Origin of the sequence: Cecembia lonarensis LW9 (assembly GCF_000298295.1) — a bacterium.
Classification (GTDB): domain Bacteria; phylum Bacteroidota; class Bacteroidia; order Cytophagales; family Cyclobacteriaceae; genus Cecembia; species Cecembia lonarensis.
In genome coordinates, this window is sequence record NZ_AMGM01000073.1 from 1 (window position 1) to 19367 (window position 19367).

The window sequence follows — 19367 nt, forward strand, 5'->3', positions numbered from 1 at the left end:
AATGTAGAATGAAGAATTAGGAATGAAGAATGGGTTTAAGAACCAAGGCAAAAGGCAAAAGTAAAAAGAATGGAGCTTAGTGGATTTGGGAATTTGGTTCTGTAGGGAAAAAAATTTTTAACCGCTTGTAGGAGAAATAGAATAATACGGTTTGATTTGTGCCAGTTGTTTCGATCAAATAGTGCTGGAATTAAGAATGGTTTGAAGCTTGGTAATCTTGTGGGGAATGTTTTGTATGGGTGTACGAATTGTGCCAGAGGCACAACCCATTGTTAGCAAAAAAGCGGTAACCATTCCCCTCCGTCCTGTAGGGGCGGCCTATAATTGAGGTAAAATTAGTCAAAGCCTACCCGTTGAAGGCTAAAATGAAGTCAGCCAAACCTGCCTTCCGCTTGCAAGGATGAATTAAGGAGGACGGGGATATTAACCCTGAATTAGTAAAAATCCCATTTCGGGTCACTTTAATGACTAATTATTATAATATTTGGTCATTACAATGACGAAATCTCAAAAAATCCGCCTGGCGGATTTTTTTGTTTATTGGGTTTCATAGGAAGGAAAAGCGCATCTTGTCCAGAGGATATTGAAAGTTGGGAGGAATTTTTTTCTTCAAAAAACTTGTCTTAAATTTATAGACAATTGTCCAATATAAAAATGGAAGCGAAAAAAATAGAAAAGCAGCTTGATATAGAGATCAGCGCTTTTTTCAGGTCCCTGTCTTCAGACCAATTCTGGGTGAAAGCTGAAAACCCCATTACTTACAGATATTTTCTGGAAGATAAAATGCTGATGATAGGGGCTATCAGGGCAGGTATTACCATGCCTATTTTTGATCTGATCAGTGCTTATGCCCCAATTTCCGAAAGGGATTGGACGGATTTGTTGAACATCTCTGCAAAATCGCTACAAAGGTATAAGGAGGCATCTGATTATCGCTTCAAACCCATCCATTCAGAGAAGATTATTGAAATTGCAGAAGTCACCAAGGAGGGGCTTGATGTTTTTGGGGATATGGATAAATTTAAGTTATGGCTCCATACTCCGAATTATGCCTTGGCCGGGCACAAACCCATAGACCTATTGAAAGACTCTTATGGGAAGGAATTGGTCATATCTGAATTGGTACGAATCAACCATGGTATTTTGGTGTAAATGGAGGTTTTTAGGCTTGCCAGAGAAAAATATGCCCTTCCATTGTCAGGAAAAGGTGCAGCCATCAAAGGTGCCCGTTGGAATTCCATAGGGATAGAACTGATCTATACGGCAGAAAACAGGTCCTTGGCGATGGCTGAAGTAGCGGTTCATCTGACATGGGCCACGCTTCCTGATGATTATGTATTGATGACGATTGAAATACCTAATGATGTTCCTTTTTTAAAACTCACGGAAAATGATTTGCCTTTGGACTGGAAGGCTTTTCCACATCCTCCCTCTACCCAGAAAATCGGAGATTCCTTTGTGGAGCAAAATAAATTTGCCCTGCTTTTTATTCCGTCTGTGGTCACCATGGGGGATTATAATGTGCTTATCAATCCCTATCATGCGGATTTTAAACGTATTTCGATCAAGAAAATTGAAAAATTCCCCTTTGATCAAAGGATTTTTAAATAGAGAGGGGGCGGGTTGCAGGGGTGGATTAATAAGACCCAAGGCAAAAGGCAAAAGGAAAAAGGGTTGGAGCTTGGATGGTTCGGAGGTCTTGTTCTGTATGGGGATTAGGACGCAGAAGGCGTCCAATACCGAAGGTTATTTACCCCGGGTACAACCCGGTGGTTGAAGCCGGTTTTAAGTCCCCTGTCCGCCCAACTCCGGTAGGAGTTGAATTTAACCACCGATGGATGAGGTGTGATAATGTAGAATGAGGAGTGAATGAAAAGTGAAGAATGGGTTTAAGAGCCAAGGCAAAAGGCAAAAGGAAAAAGGGTTGGAGCTTGGAAAGTTTGGGGGTCTTGTTCTGTTTAAGAAATGGAATTTTTGAACCACAAATTACACTCCTGCCTGCAGCAGGCAGGAATTGCACGAATTGGTTTGATTTAAGGCTGGTTAGGTATCTTGATGTTTTGCTGTTATCAAAGTCATCATGGGATAAAAGAATTAGGCGCGGAGCTTACGAATTTCCGCTAATGTTCTTGAACCAAATAGGAATAAGAAAAGGCTGAAGGCCTTATATATCATAGCCCGGGGCAAGGAACGCCGCCCCGGGTTGAATATAGGTATTATGATCCCAGAGTCGGCGCACGTATCTGTTAAGAAGTTCGACCGCCACCCGCCGACGATAGGAACCCAGACCATCTAAAAAAGCCTCTGCGAAACCTTTGGGTCCATTGCGGTTAAAAAAAAGAGCTGAAAGCTCAATGACCAATGGTTCGGCAGGCTCACCAACCATGGTTCGGCAGGCTCACCAACCGTGGTCCCGCGGTGCAACCGCAGGACAACGGAGCCGCTGTGGTTAAACCCGAAATATGTACTATTTCGCGATTTGGTATTCTTTTATAAGAATATCTGTTGGAATGTTCAGTTCTTCATGTAACTTCCTAATCATATCAAGGGTTAATTTCCTTTTTTTGTTTAGCACTTCACTCACCCTACTTTTAAAGCCAATTGTCTCCACTAAATCTTTCTGTTTCATATTTAATTGCTCCATCCTAAATTTCACTGCCTCTATTGGATCGGGTAAGTCAATTGGGAAATTTTCCTTTTCATATTTATCAATTAGAATTGTTAATATCTCCAATTCATCACCTTCTGTTGTACCCTGTTTTGCATCAAAAATCAGCTCTAATCTTTCAAGTGCATTATTGTAGTCATTCAAACTTCTTATAGGTCTAATTTCCATGTCTTTTAAATTTCATTTGCATTAACTTTATCATATTCTGCATGAGTACCGATGAATCTAATCCAGACCAATCCATACTCATAATTGATTTTGACAATTAATCTGTAATTATTTCCTTTAATGTTAAAAACCACCCTGTTATCAGCTAATATGCTAGCACTTGGATAATCTCTCTTAATTTCATTGGGAGACTTCCAATTGGCGCTATCTGCTTCGTGGTACCATGATTTTAATTTTTCTTCACAATCAGCATGTTTTTCCCAGAATTCCCTCAGTGTCCTTTTGGCAATAACTCTCAAAGTCTTTTTTCAATTATTAGTCGTAAATATAATTTAAAAAGTTACCGAAATGGTAACTGCTTGTGTGATTTTTTTTTTGCATGCGGGCTGTCAGGTGGATCTTTTGCGAAACAGCCCCGGAAGGGTGTGATGATGTAGAATGATGAATGAAAAGTGAAGAATGGGTTTAAGAGCCAAGGCAAAAGGCAAAAGGAAAAAGGGTTGGAGCTTGGAAAGTTTGGGGGTCTTGTTCTGTTTAAGAAATGGAATTTTTGAACCACAAATTACACTCCTGCCTGCAGCAGGCAGGAATTGCACGAATTGGTTTGATTTAAGGCTGGTTAGGTATCTTGATGTTTTGCTGTTATCAAAGTCATCATGGGATAAAAGAATTAGGCGCGGAGCTTACGAATTTCCGCTAATGTTCTTGAACCAAATAGGAATAAGAAAAGGCTGAAGGCCTTATATATCATAGCCCGGGGCAAGGAACGCCGCCCCGGGTTGAATATAGGTATTATGATCCCAGAGTCGGCGCACGTATCTACTAAGAAGTTCGACCGCCACCCGCCGACGATAGGAAGCCAGACCATCTAAAAAACCTCTGCGGAAACCTTTGGGTCCATTGCGGTTAAAAATGAGCTGAAAGCTCAATGACCAATGGTTCGGCAGGCTCACCAACCATGGTTCGGCAGGCTCACCACCCGTGGTCCTGTGGTGAAACCGCGGGACAATTTCCGGATTTTTATTCTAAAAGCAGCTTGTTTTCCTTATTTTGGGTGTGTTAAACCTTATTGCTTCAATGCATTTCTTCAACCCAAAATTTATACCTATGAAAATCAATGATTTATACCGTTTTATTTCAGTCTTCAGCTTAAGCCTGGCTTTTACCCTTTCCTCCTGGGCACAGGATCAGCCGCTTGCTTTCCTACCTTCCGGTATTTCGCAGGAATTGAATCTGGAGGACTCCAAAATAAGGGTTGCACATGCGCTTTCTCCCAGTCAACCGGCTGATCTGATCGGACGCTGGAATTTGACCGTAGATATGGATGGCAAGAAAGCCCCTTCCTGGTTGGAGGTAAAACTGTCCGGTTTTAAGGTTTTGGTAGGATATTTTGTGGGAGATGATGGCAGTGCGAGGCCGATTTCCGAGGTGTATTTTGACAATGGAAAAGTTCACTTTACCATACCCCCACAATGGCAGATGACAGATAAAAACCTGGTTTTTCAAGGTAACCTCTCCGATGGCAAACTCAGCGGAAGCATTCAGCATCCCAATGGTGGCGTGTATACTTTTGTTGGGGAGCGGGCGCCTGCTTTGGTCAGGGAAAGACAACCTACTTGGGGACAGCCCATTGCTATTTTTAACGGGAAAGATCTTGAAGGTTGGTATGCCGATGCGGATGAAAACCAATGGGAAGTAAAGAATGGTATTTTGACTTCATCCAAGACCGGTGCCAACCTGATTACAGAAGAGAAATTTGAGGATTTTCAATTGTTGGTGGAGTTCCGCTATCCTGAGGGCAGCAACTCCGGTATTTTCCTAAGGGGAAGGTATGAGGTTCAGATACAGGATGATTATGGAAAGGAGCCGAACAGCCTGCTTTTTGGAGGAGTTTATGGTTTTCTAACCCCCAATGAAATGGCGGCCCGACCAGCGGGAGAGTGGCAAACCTATCACATCATGTTGGTGGGCAGGAGATTGACCATTGTAGCCAATGGCAAGCAGATCATCACCGATCAGATCATTCCGGGGATTACCGGTGGCGCTTTGGACAGTCATGAAGCCCTGCCAGGTCCTATCATGCTGCAGGGCGACCACGGACCGGTGGAGTTTAGGCGGATTGATTTGGTGAAAGGGTTTTATTGAGTGAGAAATGGGTTTAAGAGCCAAGTAAAAAGGCAAAAGGAAAAAGGATTGGAGCTTGGAAGGTTTGGGGGTCTTGTTCTGTTTAAGAAATGGAATTTTTGAACCACAAATTACACTCCTGCCTGCAGCAGGCAGGAATTGCACGAATTACCTAGGTTTTGAGGTAGTTAGGGGTTTTTGCCCTTTTTCTGTGATCAAAGCCATCAGGGAAAAAAGAATTAGGCGCGAGGCTTGCGAATTTCCGCTAATGTTCTTGAACCAAATAGGAATAAGAAAAGGCTGAAGGCCTTATATATCATAGCCCGGGGCAAGGAACGCCGCCCCGGGTTGAATATAGGTATTATGATCCCAGAGTCGGCGCACGTATCTGTTAAGAAGTTCGACCGCCACCCGCCGACGATAGGAACCCAGACCATCTAAAAAAGCCTCTGCGAAACCTTTGGGTCCATTGCGGTTAAAAAAAGAGCTGAAAGCTCAATGACCAATGGTTCGGCAGGCTCACCAACCATGGTTCGGCAGGCTCACCAACCCTGGTCCCGCGGTGCAACCGCGGGACAACGGGAGGATTAATAAGACCCAAGGCAAAAGGAAAAAGTAAAAAGGGTTGGAGCTTGGAAGGTTTGGGGGTTTTGTTCTGTTTAAGAAATGGAATTTTTGGTCCACGCCTGCCTGCAGCAGGCAAGAATTACATGAATTTCCATACTTGCCTACCTGAATGTGGGAATGTTCTTGATACTACTGATTTCAAGAATAGGGCTGAAAGCCCGTCCTGTTACAGCCCGGGGTGATGGGAGGAACGACCAGAACCCTGGGGTAATAATGCCCAGCCTGACTCCAGAGTCGGCGCACGTATCTGTTAAGAAGTTCGACCGCCACCCGCCGACGAAATGAAACCGGATCGCATTAGAATGAAGAATGAAGAATGAAAAGTGAAGAATGGGGAGCTTGGTAAGGTTGAATTTTCATTATAATGATTGCGATCCTTTGCGAAACCTTTGGGTCCATTGCGGTTAAAAAATGAGCTGAAAGCTCAAAGACCAGTGGTCCCGCGGCGCAACCGCGGGACAACGGGACAACGGGAGCTTGGTAAGTTTGAATTTTCATTATAATGATAGCGATCCTTTGCGAAACCTTTGGGTCCATAGCGGTTAAAAAAATGAGCTGAAAGCTCAGATACCAATGGTTCGACAGGCTCACCAACCATGGTTCGACAGGCTCACCAACCGTGGGACAACAGATCGGGATGGCAAATCCCGATTAGCCACAATTCCCGATCAACTGCCTTTAGAATTTTGAGAGCTTTGATTTATTGCTCTTTTTCCCCTTTTTGGGTAATCGCTTTTAAAATCTTCAAAAGTATTCCGTTTTTCAGTTGCTGTTCGTAGTAACCATAATCAGAAGCATCTTTTATCATGACCATGCTCAGCAATTTACAGGCCTTGATGGGTGATAGTTGACCCAAAGGCCTGATACCTTCAAGCATTTCCTGCCCTTCAATCCATTCTTCTCCATCATAATCTACCATCAGTCCAGATGATAGGATTATTTTTTTCAGGTCGGTCTTGATGTCTTCCAAGTCTATGAAGCGCATCCTGGATTCTTTGGTCAAGGTCAGGGGAAAAGCTTTTTCCACCCGCAGCATTTCCTGCTCAATTTTTGTGATGTAGGGCCCAAGACCATTTATGGCTTTCCGACCATCCTCCCCCTTCAGAAAGGCGTCTATAGAATCCAAGGATGTAAAAACTGAATGCATTGACATTGGTTGAAAAAGAATTCTACCCAACTTACTGATTTTTGGGATATGGAGGAAGTAAATTCAGACTTTTAAAGGAATGCAAATTTCCCATTAATTTTTTTTATATGTAAACTGTTCATTTACTTTACAGGTAAATTACTTTAATCACCCTAATGTTAAAGCCTCTTAGAAATTTTCTTTTTTTTGCATGCTCCTTGATGATAGCATGTACTTCCCCCCTCTTTGGGCAGAGTAAACTACAGGAGTTTGAGCAGTTTTTGCAAAAAGCCAGGGATTTCAGGTATGAAAACTTTGACTCTGCTGCCTATTATGCCCAAAAAGCAGAAGCATTGGCCGATCAGGATGAGCAACTTTTATTGCGGGTACGTGGACAACAAGGGGGTATTTATTACATCGCGGGAAAATATAACCGCTCCCTCAACTACTATGTAGAAGCTTACGAACTGGCCCTCAGACTCGGTAGCCAATCGGATTTAGGGACAGCGCTCAACGGCAGGGGTCTGATTGCCTTGGCCCAGCATGAGTATGCGGATGCTGTTGATTTGTTTCAAGCGGCCTTGACCATCAATGAGGCTTTAGGTGATGCAGAAAATATTACAAGAAACCTGTTTAACCTGGGTATCTCCCTCTCCGAATTGAAATTTTATGAGCAGGCCATTCAAAGCTTGCAAAAGGCGGCAGAAATTGCCAAAGTCAATGAAGATGAGCAGCAATTAACCATGATCTATAACCGTATGGGTAAGGTGTATCATGCGCTCGAAGATTATGACCTATCACGTTGGTATTATCAGTACCTTTTGGGACAGGAGGAGCGGCTGAGCAACTGGGAAAAAACCTTTTTGTATGCAGGTCTGGCTGAATTGGAGATAGAGGTCGGTAGGTATGATCAGGCTGTTCAACACGCTAAAAAAGCTTTAACTGTGGCCTCTGAAATGGGTGTTTACTGGGATATGGAAAGAGCGAGCAGGTTGCTTTCCCAGGCCTATGAGGGGCTGGGAGATCAGTCCTCCGCATTGCAATATGCCCGGATAAACAGTATGCATCGGGATAGCCTGTATAACAGGGAAAAAAGTCAGGGGATCAGTTTCCTCAAACTTCAATTGGCAGAAGCTGACAATGAACGTTTATTGAATGAAAAAGAGATCATTGAGCAGCAAGCCCGCTTTACGCAGTATTTTGTCATCGGATTGTTTGTACTGCTACTGCTCTTAATGGGACTATTGTATGCTTACAGACGTAATCTGAAATTAAAAATAGCATTTGGACAAAAACTGGAGGCGGTCAATAAGGAACTTCAGGAACAAAAAGAATTTACAGCCAAGCAGAATGAGGAATTAAAGGAGATGGATTTGGCGAAGAACAAACTTTTTTCCATTCTTACCCATGACCTGAAGTCGCCTATTCAGACTTTGAAGCAGTTTTTGGAACTCAACAGTCAGGAGATTATGGATCCGGAGGACCTGAAAAAGGGGCTTCCCTTGCTTTATCTTCAGGTGGATAAAACCGAGCGCTTGATGGAAAACCTACTTCAATGGGCCAAGACCCAGATGGGGGGTATACAGCCCAAATCAGAAGAGATTGCCTTATCCGCTACCATGCAGGAAGTTTTGGGTAATTTTGAACACCCCTGCAGGATCAAGGGTATTCGTACGGATTTTAATGCTTATCTACATTTTGACCGGGTCATTTTTGATCGGGTCCAATTGCTGCTGGTCTTGCAGAATGTTTTCAATAATGCCATCAAGTACAGTCCAAGAGGTGGTGAGATAAAGATTTTCTTTTCCAAAAACAAGGAGTTTTTACGCCTGCATATCCGTGATGAGGGACCAGGTATGGCTGAAAAAAGAAGGGTTGAACTGGAGTCTGCCCATAGTTTTGTGGATTCGAGTTTGGGTTCCGATAAGGAAGTCGGAACAGGGCTGGGACTGCTTTTGGTGAAACAGTTTATGGAAGTCAACGGAGGTCAGGTATCCATCAAGAGTAAGGAGGGTGAGGGCACAGAGTTGATTATGGATTTTTTATCCGCCCCTACCTCAGCTGAGGACATGCGTACCAGCTCCCGTGCTCCCAAGAACAAAGTTTCTTGAAAAACGAAGTTTTCCTTCAGAAATCTTTTTTTGTGACAAGCTTTGTCATTCATTTTGTTTTTGGGTAATATTTTTTTTGCTTTGATAAAAGCCTTTTTGACCATGATTTCCCAAGCTAAACCTTTTATCATCTATAAATCTTCTGCCGGTTCGGGGAAAACCTACACCCTGACCATGGAATACCTCAAGCTGGCCCTAAAATATCCGGAGGCTTTCCATTCCATTTTGGCTGTCACCTTTACCAATAAGGCCACCCAGGAGATGAAGGAGCGAATCCTGAGGGAGTTGACCAGGCTGAGCAGGGAGGTGAGTCTGGGCGAGCATATGGACCAGCAGCTGATGGAAAGCTTGGGCTTGGATGCCGTGGCATTGCAGCTGCATGCTAAAAATACCCTTACTGCCATTCTGCATCATTACGGACGTTTTTCAGTGAGTACCATTGACAGCTTTTTTCAAAAGGTGGTCAGGGCCTTTGCCCGGGAGATGGACCTGAATGCCAAGTTTGAGGTGGAGCTCGATCAAGGGGCTGTCCTTGGAAGGGTGGTAGACCGGGTTGTGGAAAAGGTGATGGATGATGCCGATTTGCACCGATGGCTGGTAGCTTATGCCACCGAAGAGATTGAAAAAGGCAATTCTTGGGATATCAGGCGTAAAATCAGGGAATTGGGCCGGGAGCTTTTTCAGGAAGACTTCAAAAAGTATGCTGGGGAGATCAGGGCTTTTTTAAAGGAAAAGGAGCAAATGCAGGCCCTGCAAAAACAGCTCAAAAAGCGTAAGCAGGCTTTGATAAACCTGGCAAATGAATTGAAACAGGAAGCCAATGCCATCCGAATGGCCCAGGGTTTGGAATGGACAGATTTCAAGGGAGGCAACCGGACTTTTGCGCTGAAGTTTGACAAGCTGGGTGACAGGCTGTCTCCTTTTCCGGAACTCAGCGACACACAATTAGCATTGCCTTTTTCTGAAGAGGGATGGGCGACCAAGACCAGTCAGCTTAAGGACAATATTTACAGGGCTTACCATCAAGGTTTGGGGAAGATTTTGGGGCAGTTTCCTGAAAATTCTGAGGCTTGGAAAACTTTGGAGGCCATTTCCAGAAACCTTTTTGTCTTTGGCATTTTCCGATACCTTTTGGAGGAGCTGATCTTTTTGAAAGAGGAGGAAAATATCCTCCTGATTTCGGATGCCAATGAATTCCTCAAGGAGATTACCAAGGAAAATGATGCCCCATTCATTTATGAAAAGGTGGGCAATCAGTTCAAGCATTACCTGATCGATGAATTTCAGGACACCTCAGGCTTTCAGTGGGCCAGTTTTAAACCTTTGTTGGAGAATTCCCTGGCACAGGGCAATACCAATTTGCTGGTAGGTGATGTAAAGCAGTCCATCTACCGGTGGCGTGGTGGTGAGATGCGCTTGCTATTGGAAGAGGTGGAAAGGCAATTAGGTTCGGATTATGTAGATAACCGTAACCTATCCACGAATTACAGGAGTCTTCCCCATGTGGTGGCATTTAACAATGCGCTATTTGCCCAACTTCCCCTCTCTTTTCAAAGGTCCTTAAGTGGCAGGGATGAGATGATTGGTATATTGGGCAAGGCCTACGAGGATGTTTGGCAAAAAGTCGCGCCAGCTAAGCAGGAAGCACCTTTTAAGGGCAAGGTGCGCTTGGAATTTCTGGAGGAACAAAAGGAAGAGGGGGGTAAGTTTTCGGAGCAGGTTTTGGAAAGAATCCCCCAGCAGGTGATGGAGCTACAGGAGCGGGGTTATTTGTTGCGGGATATGGCATTTTTGGTAAGGACGAAAGTGGAGGGAGAGGCGATAGCAGATTGTCTGATGGCTTTTGCTGCCGATAATCCAGATTTGCCATATGGTTTTGATGTTTTGTCGGATGAGTCCATGTTCCTGCACAAGTCAGCCTCTGTCAAGGCTTTGTTGGCTGGCTTGTCTTACCTGCATCATCCTGATGATCAGGTGGCCTGGAAGACCATGTGGTATTATCAGGCGGTGCTGAAGGGGCATCCTGTCACCCATGCCCTTTTTGATAAAAAGCAGATGCCTGAGACCATAAGGGAACAGGCTGAGGCATTTTCAGACGCAGTGCATCAGCTCTTACAATTGCCTTTGATTGAGGTGGTGGAAGAGCTTATTGGTTTGCTGGACCTGCAAACCGGCGCTTTGGAGCGGGCCTATATTTCAGGCTTCAAGGAGGCGGTCTATGATTTTGTGAAGAACAACCGGGCTGATCTGGCAGGTTTTCTGGAATGGTGGGAGGAGCATAGGGATAAGCGGACGGTGAAGATTCCGGAGAGCCACAATGCCATGCGAATCATGACCATCCATAAGTCCAAGGGGCTACAGTTTAAGGTGGTGATGATGCCTTTTTTGGATTGGCGGATTTTTGATACTTCGAAGGGCAATGTGGTCTGGGCGCCTTATGCCTTACAGGAAGATGGCCCGAGGGTAGTTTTGCCTTTGACCTTAAACAAGGACCTCTTGAACTCAGACTTTAAGGATATTTATGCGGCAGAAGAAGTGTTGGCGTATTTGGATGCGCTCAACATGATATATGTGGCCCTTACCCGTGCGGAAGAGGTATTTTGGGGGATATCGCCGTACAGGTCTAAGGAGACCGATGGGGCACGGAATCAATTGGCATACCACCTGCAGGGCATTTTAGAAGGGGCTGTTTTGGCGCAGGGTGATTTTGATTTTGCAGGCAGTTTTGACAGGGAATCGCGGGTCTTTGATTTTGGGGAATGGAAGGGGAAGGTGAGTGCCGGTATGGAAAAGGGTGAGCCATTTCCCTTGCGTTGGGCATATCAGAATTGGTCTTCTCTTTTGCAGGTGAGGAAATATGCTGTGGATTTTTCGGTAGAAGGTTTAGAGCAGCGTAGAAAACGGGATTTTGGAGTGTTGGTGCATGAGTTGTTGGAAAAATCCAGGAACAGGGAGGAAGCTGGGCAGCAGTTGGAGTCCTTTTATTTTGAAGGGCGATTGGACAGGGGGGGAGATGGAACAGGTTCAGGAGCAATTGGAGGGGCTTTTTGCTGATTCTGTTTTTGCTTCTTGGTTTGAGGGTCAGGGCCAATTGCTGAGCGAGCAGGGTATTTTGTTGCCTGGTGGTCAGGAAAAGCGTCCCGATCGGGTGATTTTGTCTGAAAATGAGGCAGTGGTAGTGGACTTCAAGACCGGGGAGGTGTATGAAAGGGATAAAAAGCAGGTGAAGGAGTATATGGATTTGGTGGGGAGATTGAGTGGCAAGGCTGTGAGGGGGTATTTGTGTTATTTGGAGACAGGGCGGATTGAGGAGGTGGATTGGAGTGGAGAGTGAGGAGTGTAGAATGAAAAGTGATGAGTGTAGAATGAAAAGTGATGAGTGTAGAATGAAAAGTGATGAATTAGGAATGTAGAATGATGAATTAGGAATGATGAATTAAGAGTGGAGAATTTAGAAGGGAATGAGGACGGGTTGTAATTGTTGTCGGGTTCCGCGACGGCAGACAGGTGTTGTGGTTGAAGCTGGTTTAAGAACACGGTCCCCAACTCCGGTAGAAGTTGAATTTAACCACCTATGTATGAGGATGGACACAGATAAAAGCTTCGCTTTTTTTGGTCCACGAATTACACTAATTGCACGAATATTATTGATTTTGACCTTTTAAATCTTTTTTGAGCGCTTTCTTAATCCCAAACAATCAAAGGGATATTGAATTAGGCGCGAGGCTTGCGAATTTCCACTAATTCCAAGCTGTAAATGCTTTCCATTCCTTTTCAATATACGGCTGTAGATAAAGAACAGCCCCAACAGGGCTGAACCCTTATTAGCCCCAGGTTCAATGCGATGGCCAATTGGGAGGGTAGGAACCTGGGGTTAATTGAGGTCACCGCGATCCCAGAGGCGGCACAAGCATCTTCTGAGAAGTTCGTTCGCAATATGCCGCCGAAATGAAACCGGATCGCATTAGAATGAAGAATGATGAATGAAAAGTGATGAATGAGTAGCTTGGTAAGGTTGAATTTTCATTATAAGGATTGCGATCCTCTGCGAAACCTTTGGGTCCATTGCGGTTAAAAAAAAGAGCTGAAAGCTCAGATACCAGTAGTTCGACAGGCTCACCAACCGCGGGACAACAAAAAAGGCCATATCTGCAGATAGGGCCTTTTTTAATGAAAATGTATGCTAAATGATTAAGAAAGCGATTGGTTTTCTTTGGACGCCAGCTCCAAGATCATATCGTATTCCTCCGGGGTCAGGTCTTTGAAGAAATAATTCACTGGATTCACATACCTGCCATCCTTGATCACCTCATAATGCACGTGCGGCGCGGTGGAAGAGCCGGTATTACCCACGGTTCCGATTTTGTCGCCCCGCTTCACCTTCTGTCCTTTTTTCACTGCAAAATCATTCATATGCGCATAACGCGTCACAAAACCAAAGCCATGGTCGATCTCAATGTATTTGCCATATCCTCCAAACACGGTTTTCACATCCTTCACCACACCATCGCCTGTGGCGTAAATAGGGGTGCCTTTAGGAGCCGTGAAATCCACACCGGTATGCATCTTCCTTACTTTTAAGATCGGATGGATACGCATACCGAAACCGGAGGCCAATAAATTCAGGTTTTCATTCAATATAGGCTGAATGGCAGGAATAGCTGCCCAATATTCTTCTTTTTTGAGGGCCATCTCTGAGACCTCATCATAGCTGATGGACTGCACATACAATTGCCGCTTCAAGGCATCGATTTTGCTGTGCAGGGAAATGACCATTTGCTCTTGGTTGATGCCCTTCTCCCGGATATCTCTGTACCGGTCCGAGCCACCTACACCTGCCCTTCTGATTTCAGGGGCAATAGGTTCCGTTTCAAAAATGATACGGTAAAGGTTGTCGTCCCTGTGCTGAAGATCAGCCAACATCTGGTTCATCTTGCCAACTTCCTCCTCCAGCATTTCATAATAGAACTTCAATTCGTTATTTTCCTTTCGGAGCATCAGCTCCTTGGGATTGTCGAAGTAAACATTGAAAGTGATGATGAAAATGATGGCTAAAATGGATGACAGGGACAGAAAGCCTAAGGCATTCAATGCGATATCCCATTTGCTGCGGGTGTACCTCTCATACTTACAAGTCTTGGGGTCGTAGTAATATTTTATTCTACTCATTACGATTTGAAGGGTAATTCTGCTAATTTTGTAGCCCAATCGGACCAGGGTGATTCAAAATATAAAGTCCGCAAATATAGTAATAATTTAATTCAATCCGAACATACTCAAAAGCTTACATGGAAGCAAAGAAAATCAGAAGTACTTTTATTGCGTTTTTTCAATCCAAACAGCATCAATACGTCGCTTCTTCTCCCATAGTTGTCAAAAATGACCCTACTCTGATGTTTACCAATGCCGGTATGAATCAGTTTAAGGATTTTTTCTTGGGCAATGATATTCCCAAATTTACCCGCGTGGCCAATAGCCAAAAGTGCCTAAGGGTATCGGGAAAGCATAATGACCTGGAAGAAGTAGGGGTGGATACTTACCACCACACCATGTTCGAGATGTTGGGTAATTGGTCTTTTGGAGATTATTTCAAGAAAGATGCGATTGAATGGGCCTGGGAATTGCTCACTGAAGTTTATGGTTTGCCTAAGGATAGGCTATATGTTTCTGTGTTTGGAGGAGATGCGGGCGATAAACTCGAAAAAGATACTGAGGCTTTTGATATTTGGAAAGGCATTGTGCCTGAAGACAGGATTCTGTTCGGAAGCAAAAAGGATAATTTTTGGGAGATGGGTGACACTGGCCCATGTGGTCCTTGTTCTGAAATCCATATAGACCTGAGAACCGAGGAGGAGCGCAATAAGGAGAATGGCTATGACCTGGTCAACAATGACCACCCCCAGGTGATTGAAATCTGGAACTTGGTATTCATGCAGTTTAACCGTCTGGCCGATGGCAGCCTGAAAGAACTACCCGCTAAGCATGTGGATACCGGGATGGGTTTTGAAAGGTTGGTACGGGCCATTCAGCAAAAATCCTCCAATTACGATACGGATGTTTTTATGCCTTTCATCCATGCGGTGGAAATGAAATCGGGAAAAAGTTATGGGAGGGATGAGAAAACAGATATCGCCATGCGCGTCATTGTGGATCACATCCGCGCCATTGCCTTTACAATTGCCGATGGACAATTGCCCTCTAACAATAAGGCAGGCTATGTGATCAGAAGGATTTTAAGAAGAGCGGTGCGTTATGGGTATACCTTTTTAGGTTTTCAGAAACCTTTTTTATACGAATTGATGCCTTTATTGGCTGAGAATTTCGGGGAGATCTTCCCTGAAGTAGCTGCACAGCAGGATTTTATTGCCAAGGTGATCATGGAGGAGGAGGCTTCTTTCCTCAGGACCTTGGATAATGGCCTGAAAAAACTGGATCAGATCAAAGAAGAAATGAGTAAGACCGGTTCGCAGCTTGTTGATGGGAAGGTGGCCTTTGAACTCTATGATACATATGGTTTTCCATTGGATCTGACCTCTCTGATCGCCAGGGAGTCAGGCTATTCGGTAGACGAATCCGGTTTCACCAAAGAGATGGAAGTGCAGAAAAGCAGGTCAAGGGCGGCCGCGGAGCAGGAAACAGGTGATTGGGTCATGGTGCATGAAGAGGAGGGAGTGGAGTTTGTGGGATATGACTACTTACAGAGTCAGAGCCGCATCATCAAATACAGACAGATCAAAGATAAAAAAGGTGACCGTTATCAATTGGTCTTAGACCGCACCCCCTTTTACGCTGAGAGTGGGGGACAGGTAGGAGATCAGGGTTGGTTGCAAAGTGAAGGGGAGCGCATTCAGGTGTTGGATACCAAAAAGGAAAATGACCTGATCGTCCACTTTGTGGACCGTTTGCCTGCAGATCCCAAGGTGGTTTTTGCCGCACAGGTCAATGAGCAAAAGCGTAGGTTGACCATGAGCAACCACAGCGCCACTCACCTTTTGCACGCCGCACTCAGGCAGGTGCTTGGGGGACATGTTCAGCAAAAAGGGTCTTTGGTGAATGAGGATGTGTTGCGTTTTGACTTTTCACATTTTGCCAAGATGACTGAGGAGGAGCTCACTGAAGTGGAGCAGATCGTCAATACCAAGATCCGGGAAAACATTGCCTTGGGTGAACAGCGGAATGTGCCTATTGAGGATGCTAAAAAACAGGGAGCTACCGCCCTTTTTGGTGAAAAATATGGGGACTTTGTGCGTGTGATCACATTTGATAGGCATTTTTCTGTAGAGCTTTGTGGAGGAACCCACGTACCGGCAACAGGAAATATTGGTTTGTTCAAGATCGTTTCCGAAGGATCCATTTCTGCTGGGGTGAGAAGGATTGAGGCGATTACTGCCAAGTCTGCAGAGTCATATGTCAACGGACAGCTGGCCTTGATCAAAGAACTGCAGGACCTGTTGAAAAATCCCAAAGACCTGAAAAAATCCTTAGAGGGGCTTTTACATGAGCGTAATGAGCTGAAGAAGGAAATAGAAGCCTTGCACCTCAAGGAAGCGGCTTCGCTGAAAACCAAACTTATGGAAAAGGCCATTGCCATGAATGGTATGAACCTGATCATTGAGCAGGTGCAATTGCCATCGGCCGATGCTTTGAAGAAATTGGCATTTGAGTTAAAAAATGAAGTGGAACAGGTGTTGGCGGTATTGGCAGCAGATATTGCGGGCAAGCCTCAGATCGCTGTTGTCATCAACGAGGAATTGGTGGCTGCTCAAGGTTTGGATGCAGGCAAAACGGTACGTGAATTGGCCAAGTCTATTCAAGGTGGGGGAGGTGGTCAGCCTTTCTTTGCGACAGCGGGAGGAAAAAACCTGGCCGGCTTGCCAGAGGTGATCGAAAAGGCCAAGGTCCTATTTGGTAGCCAATCATAGAATAAAAAGGCCTAAATTTGGTTTTAGTTGAATTTGCATCCATTTTTGGAGTATTAGATGTAATTAAAGACAAACATGCTTTCAGCAGAAGTAACAGGTAAATATGAGTTGGTAGTGGGGTTGGAAGTCCATGCCCAGTTGTTGACTCAGAGTAAAATTTACACCTCGGATTCCACCGAGTTTGGCAACCTGCCCAACACCCACATCTCCGTCATTACCTTAGGGCATCCTGGCACCTTACCGAAGGTAAACCGTAAGGCGGTAGAATATGCCATCAAGATGGGTTTGGCCTGTAATTCTGACATTACCCGTACCAATATTTTTGCAAGAAAGAATTATTTCTACCCTGACCTTCCGAAGGGATACCAAATTACTCAGGATAAGGATCCAATCTGTGTCGGGGGAGAGGTGCCTGTTACTTTGCCGGATGGCAGCAAAAAATCCATCGCACTTACCCGTATCCATTTGGAGGAGGATGCCGGAAAATCCATGCACCTTGCAGGCGAGGCGGATACTTTGGTGGATTTCAACCGTGCAGGAGTGCCTTTGATAGAAATTGTATCAGAGCCGGATATCCGATCTTCTGAAGAGGCTTATGCTTACTTAGTGGAAATCAAGAAACTGGTCCGTTACCTGGATATTTGTGATGGCAATATGGAAGAAGGTTCCTTGCGCTGTGATGCTAATGTTTCAGTCCGTTTGAGGGGAGCTCAGGAATATGGCAAGAAGGTGGAGGTAAAGAACATGAACTCTTTCAGAAATGTGTCCAGGGCTATTGAACACGAGTTTCAGCGTCAGATTGACCTGATCGAAAAGGGGGTAGAAATCATCTCCGAAACCAGAACCTTTGACGCGAATACCGGTACGACATCAGGGATGCGTACCAAAGAAGACCTCAATGATTACCGTTATTTTCCTGAGCCGGACCTAAGCCCTGTGCTGATTTCGGAGGAGTGGCTGGACAGTATCCGAGAGGCCATGCCTGCTCTGCCCAGGGAGCTGCACCATAAGTTCGTCCATTCCTATGGTTTGCCTGAATATGATGCGGGGGTATTAACAGATAGTAAGGAAATTGCCCTTTATTTTGAGGCTTTATGTGAGCTGACCAGTAATTATAAGGCGGCATCCAACTGGATGATGGGTCCGGTGAAATCTTATTTGAACGAATTGTCGTTACAGATTGAGGATTTTCCGATCAGCCCTGAGCGCTTGGCGGACCTTATTGCCCTGATTGAGGAAGGCAAGGTGAATTTCTCAGTCGCTTCCCAGAAGATTTATCCGGTGATGTTGGCGCATACTTCCAAGTCTCCTTTGGAAATTGCCCAGGAGTTGAACCTAATCCAGGAAAGTGATGAGGGTAGCATCAAACCTTTGGTGGAAAGTGTATTGGCGGAAAACCCAGCCAAGGTTACCGAATATAAATCGGGTAAAAAAGGCCTGATGGGTATGTTTATGGGACAGGTGATGAAAAAATCCCAGGGTAAGGCAGACCCAAAAGTCGCCACTAAAATACTTACGGAATTATTAGAAAATTGATATGAAGCATTTATTAAGTAAAGTAGTATTGGCCCTGCTCCTTTGGACGGTTTTTGCCTGTGGGCAAAATGGTAAAAGGGCTTTTGACGGAACTGTGGTGATTTCCGGTCAATTGAAGCATGCCCCGGAAGGGTCCATTATTTTGTCTTATATTGAAGACGAAAGTGCCGAAAAGGTTGCAGAGATAGAAGTGGGTTCCAATGGGAAGTTTGAATACAAACTTACTTTGGATGGACCGGGGTTTTATATAATGGACATGATGAACAGTAAGGAGGTTAGGTTGGCACTTTACGATCAGGATGTTCAGGTTTTCCATGATTTCACAGATGACAACAGTTTGGAGATCAAAGGCTCGGAAGATTCAAAACACCTGCAGGAAATACAGGCACTGATGAATGAGTACCAAGCTGTTATTAACATGATGAACAACGAGTACTTTGAAGCCATGAGCGCCAGGGATCAGGAAAAGATCCGTGACATTCAGGTCAGGGCAATGGGTCTGGAAGAAGAATATGCCGAGAAAATGAAGACATTGGTTGGTAATATGGATGGCAGTTTTGCGGCCTTGGCTGCTTTGTCCATGGTCAATCCGAAGAAAGATTTTTTCTTTTTGGATGAGTTGGTGGCACAAATGAGCAAGAATTATCCCGATTTTAAGGCTGTACAGGGGCTGAAAGCACGTATGGATGAAATGCGCGCACTTTCTGTAGGGCAGGTGGCACCAGAGATTTCTTTGCCTGATCCGGATGGCAATCCCGTCAACCTTTCTGACCTGAGGGGAAATTATGTACTGATAGATTTTTGGGCGGCTTGGTGTAGGCCTTGTAGGGAGGAAAATCCCAATGTGGTCAGGTTGTATAATCAATATCATGATAAGGGATTTGAAGTTTTTGGCGTTTCTTTGGACAGAACCCATGATGCCTGGGTAAAAGCCATTGCAGATGATGGGTTGACCTGGACCCATGTTTCAGACTTGAAATATTTCAATTCTGAGGCAGCCGCGATTTATCAGATCAACGCCATACCGGCCACCTATCTGCTTGATCCTGAGGGGAAAATTATTGCAAAAGACTTGAGAGGTCCTT

Annotated in this window: 13 protein-coding genes; 9 read left to right on the top strand and 4 right to left on the bottom strand. The window is 44.7% G+C overall.

The window, feature by feature from the left end:
• Positions 1–654: 654 nt before the first annotated feature.
• Positions 655–1152 (top strand): Xre family toxin-antitoxin system antitoxin, encoded by a 498-nt coding sequence (locus tag B879_RS16490; RefSeq protein ID WP_040400973.1) that lies wholly within the window; start codon positions 655–657, stop codon positions 1150–1152.
• Complete coding sequence (locus tag B879_RS16495; RefSeq protein ID WP_009186352.1) at positions 1153–1611, top strand: RES family NAD+ phosphorylase; 459 nt, start codon at positions 1153–1155, stop codon at positions 1609–1611.
• An 856-nt stretch (positions 1612–2467) separates the two neighbouring features.
• Here B879_RS16495 and B879_RS16510 read toward each other — a convergent pair.
• Positions 2468–2836 carry a helix-turn-helix domain-containing protein gene (locus B879_RS16510; RefSeq protein ID WP_009186353.1) on the bottom strand — a complete coding sequence of 123 codons (369 nt, stop codon included), beginning with the start codon at positions 2834–2836 and terminating at the stop codon, positions 2468–2470.
• Between the two features lie 5 nt (positions 2837–2841).
• Positions 2842–3135 carry a type II toxin-antitoxin system HigB family toxin gene (locus tag B879_RS16515; protein WP_009186354.1) on the bottom strand — a complete coding sequence of 98 codons (294 nt, stop codon included), beginning with the start codon at positions 3133–3135 and terminating at the stop codon, positions 2842–2844.
• Positions 3136–3943: 808 nt separating this feature from the next.
• Here B879_RS16515 and B879_RS16530 point away from each other — a divergent pair.
• Positions 3944–4981 (top strand): 3-keto-disaccharide hydrolase, encoded by a 1038-nt coding sequence (locus B879_RS16530; protein ID WP_157231662.1) that lies wholly within the window; start codon positions 3944–3946, stop codon positions 4979–4981.
• A 1306-nt stretch (positions 4982–6287) separates the two neighbouring features.
• On the opposite strand, the gene B879_RS16550 is transcribed toward B879_RS16530, so the two are convergent.
• A complete protein-coding gene (locus B879_RS16550; RefSeq protein WP_009186356.1) occupies positions 6288–6734 on the bottom strand; it encodes a DUF6508 domain-containing protein in 447 nt (148 codons plus the stop codon).
• Positions 6735–6889: 155 nt separating this feature from the next.
• Between B879_RS16550 and B879_RS16555 the strand changes: the two genes are divergently transcribed.
• The 3 genes from B879_RS16555 (at position 6890) to B879_RS23530 (ending at position 12158) form a co-directional block, all read left to right on the top strand.
• Positions 6890–8824 carry a tetratricopeptide repeat protein gene (locus B879_RS16555; RefSeq protein WP_009186357.1) on the top strand — a complete coding sequence of 645 codons (1935 nt, stop codon included), beginning with the start codon at positions 6890–6892 and terminating at the stop codon, positions 8822–8824.
• Between the two features lie 102 nt (positions 8825–8926).
• On the top strand, positions 8927–11878 hold the full coding sequence (locus B879_RS16560; RefSeq protein WP_009186358.1) for a UvrD-helicase domain-containing protein: 2952 nt from the start codon (positions 8927–8929) through the stop codon (positions 11876–11878).
• Positions 11838–12158, top strand: coding sequence for a putative recombination protein RecB (locus B879_RS23530; RefSeq protein WP_009186359.1), 321 nt, complete (start codon positions 11838–11840; stop codon positions 12156–12158). The genes B879_RS16560 and B879_RS23530 overlap by 41 nt, the downstream gene beginning before the upstream one ends.
• A gap of 857 nt (positions 12159–13015) precedes the next feature.
• Here B879_RS23530 and B879_RS16565 read toward each other — a convergent pair.
• On the bottom strand, positions 13016–13993 hold the full coding sequence (locus tag B879_RS16565) for a M23 family metallopeptidase (protein WP_009186360.1): 978 nt from the start codon (positions 13991–13993) through the stop codon (positions 13016–13018).
• A gap of 119 nt (positions 13994–14112) precedes the next feature.
• On the opposite strand from B879_RS16565, the gene alaS reads away from it, so the two are divergent.
• From alaS to B879_RS16580, 3 genes are all read left to right on the top strand, one after another.
• A complete protein-coding gene (gene alaS, locus B879_RS16570) occupies positions 14113–16746 on the top strand; it encodes an alanine--tRNA ligase (RefSeq protein WP_009186361.1) in 2634 nt (877 codons plus the stop codon).
• A gap of 75 nt (positions 16747–16821) precedes the next feature.
• Positions 16822–18282, top strand: coding sequence for an Asp-tRNA(Asn)/Glu-tRNA(Gln) amidotransferase subunit GatB (gatB, locus tag B879_RS16575; RefSeq protein WP_009186362.1), 1461 nt, complete (start codon positions 16822–16824; stop codon positions 18280–18282).
• Position 18283: 1 nt separating this feature from the next.
• Positions 18284–19367: TlpA disulfide reductase family protein (locus B879_RS16580; protein ID WP_040400989.1), on the top strand; the 1084-nt coding region annotated here is incomplete at its 3' end.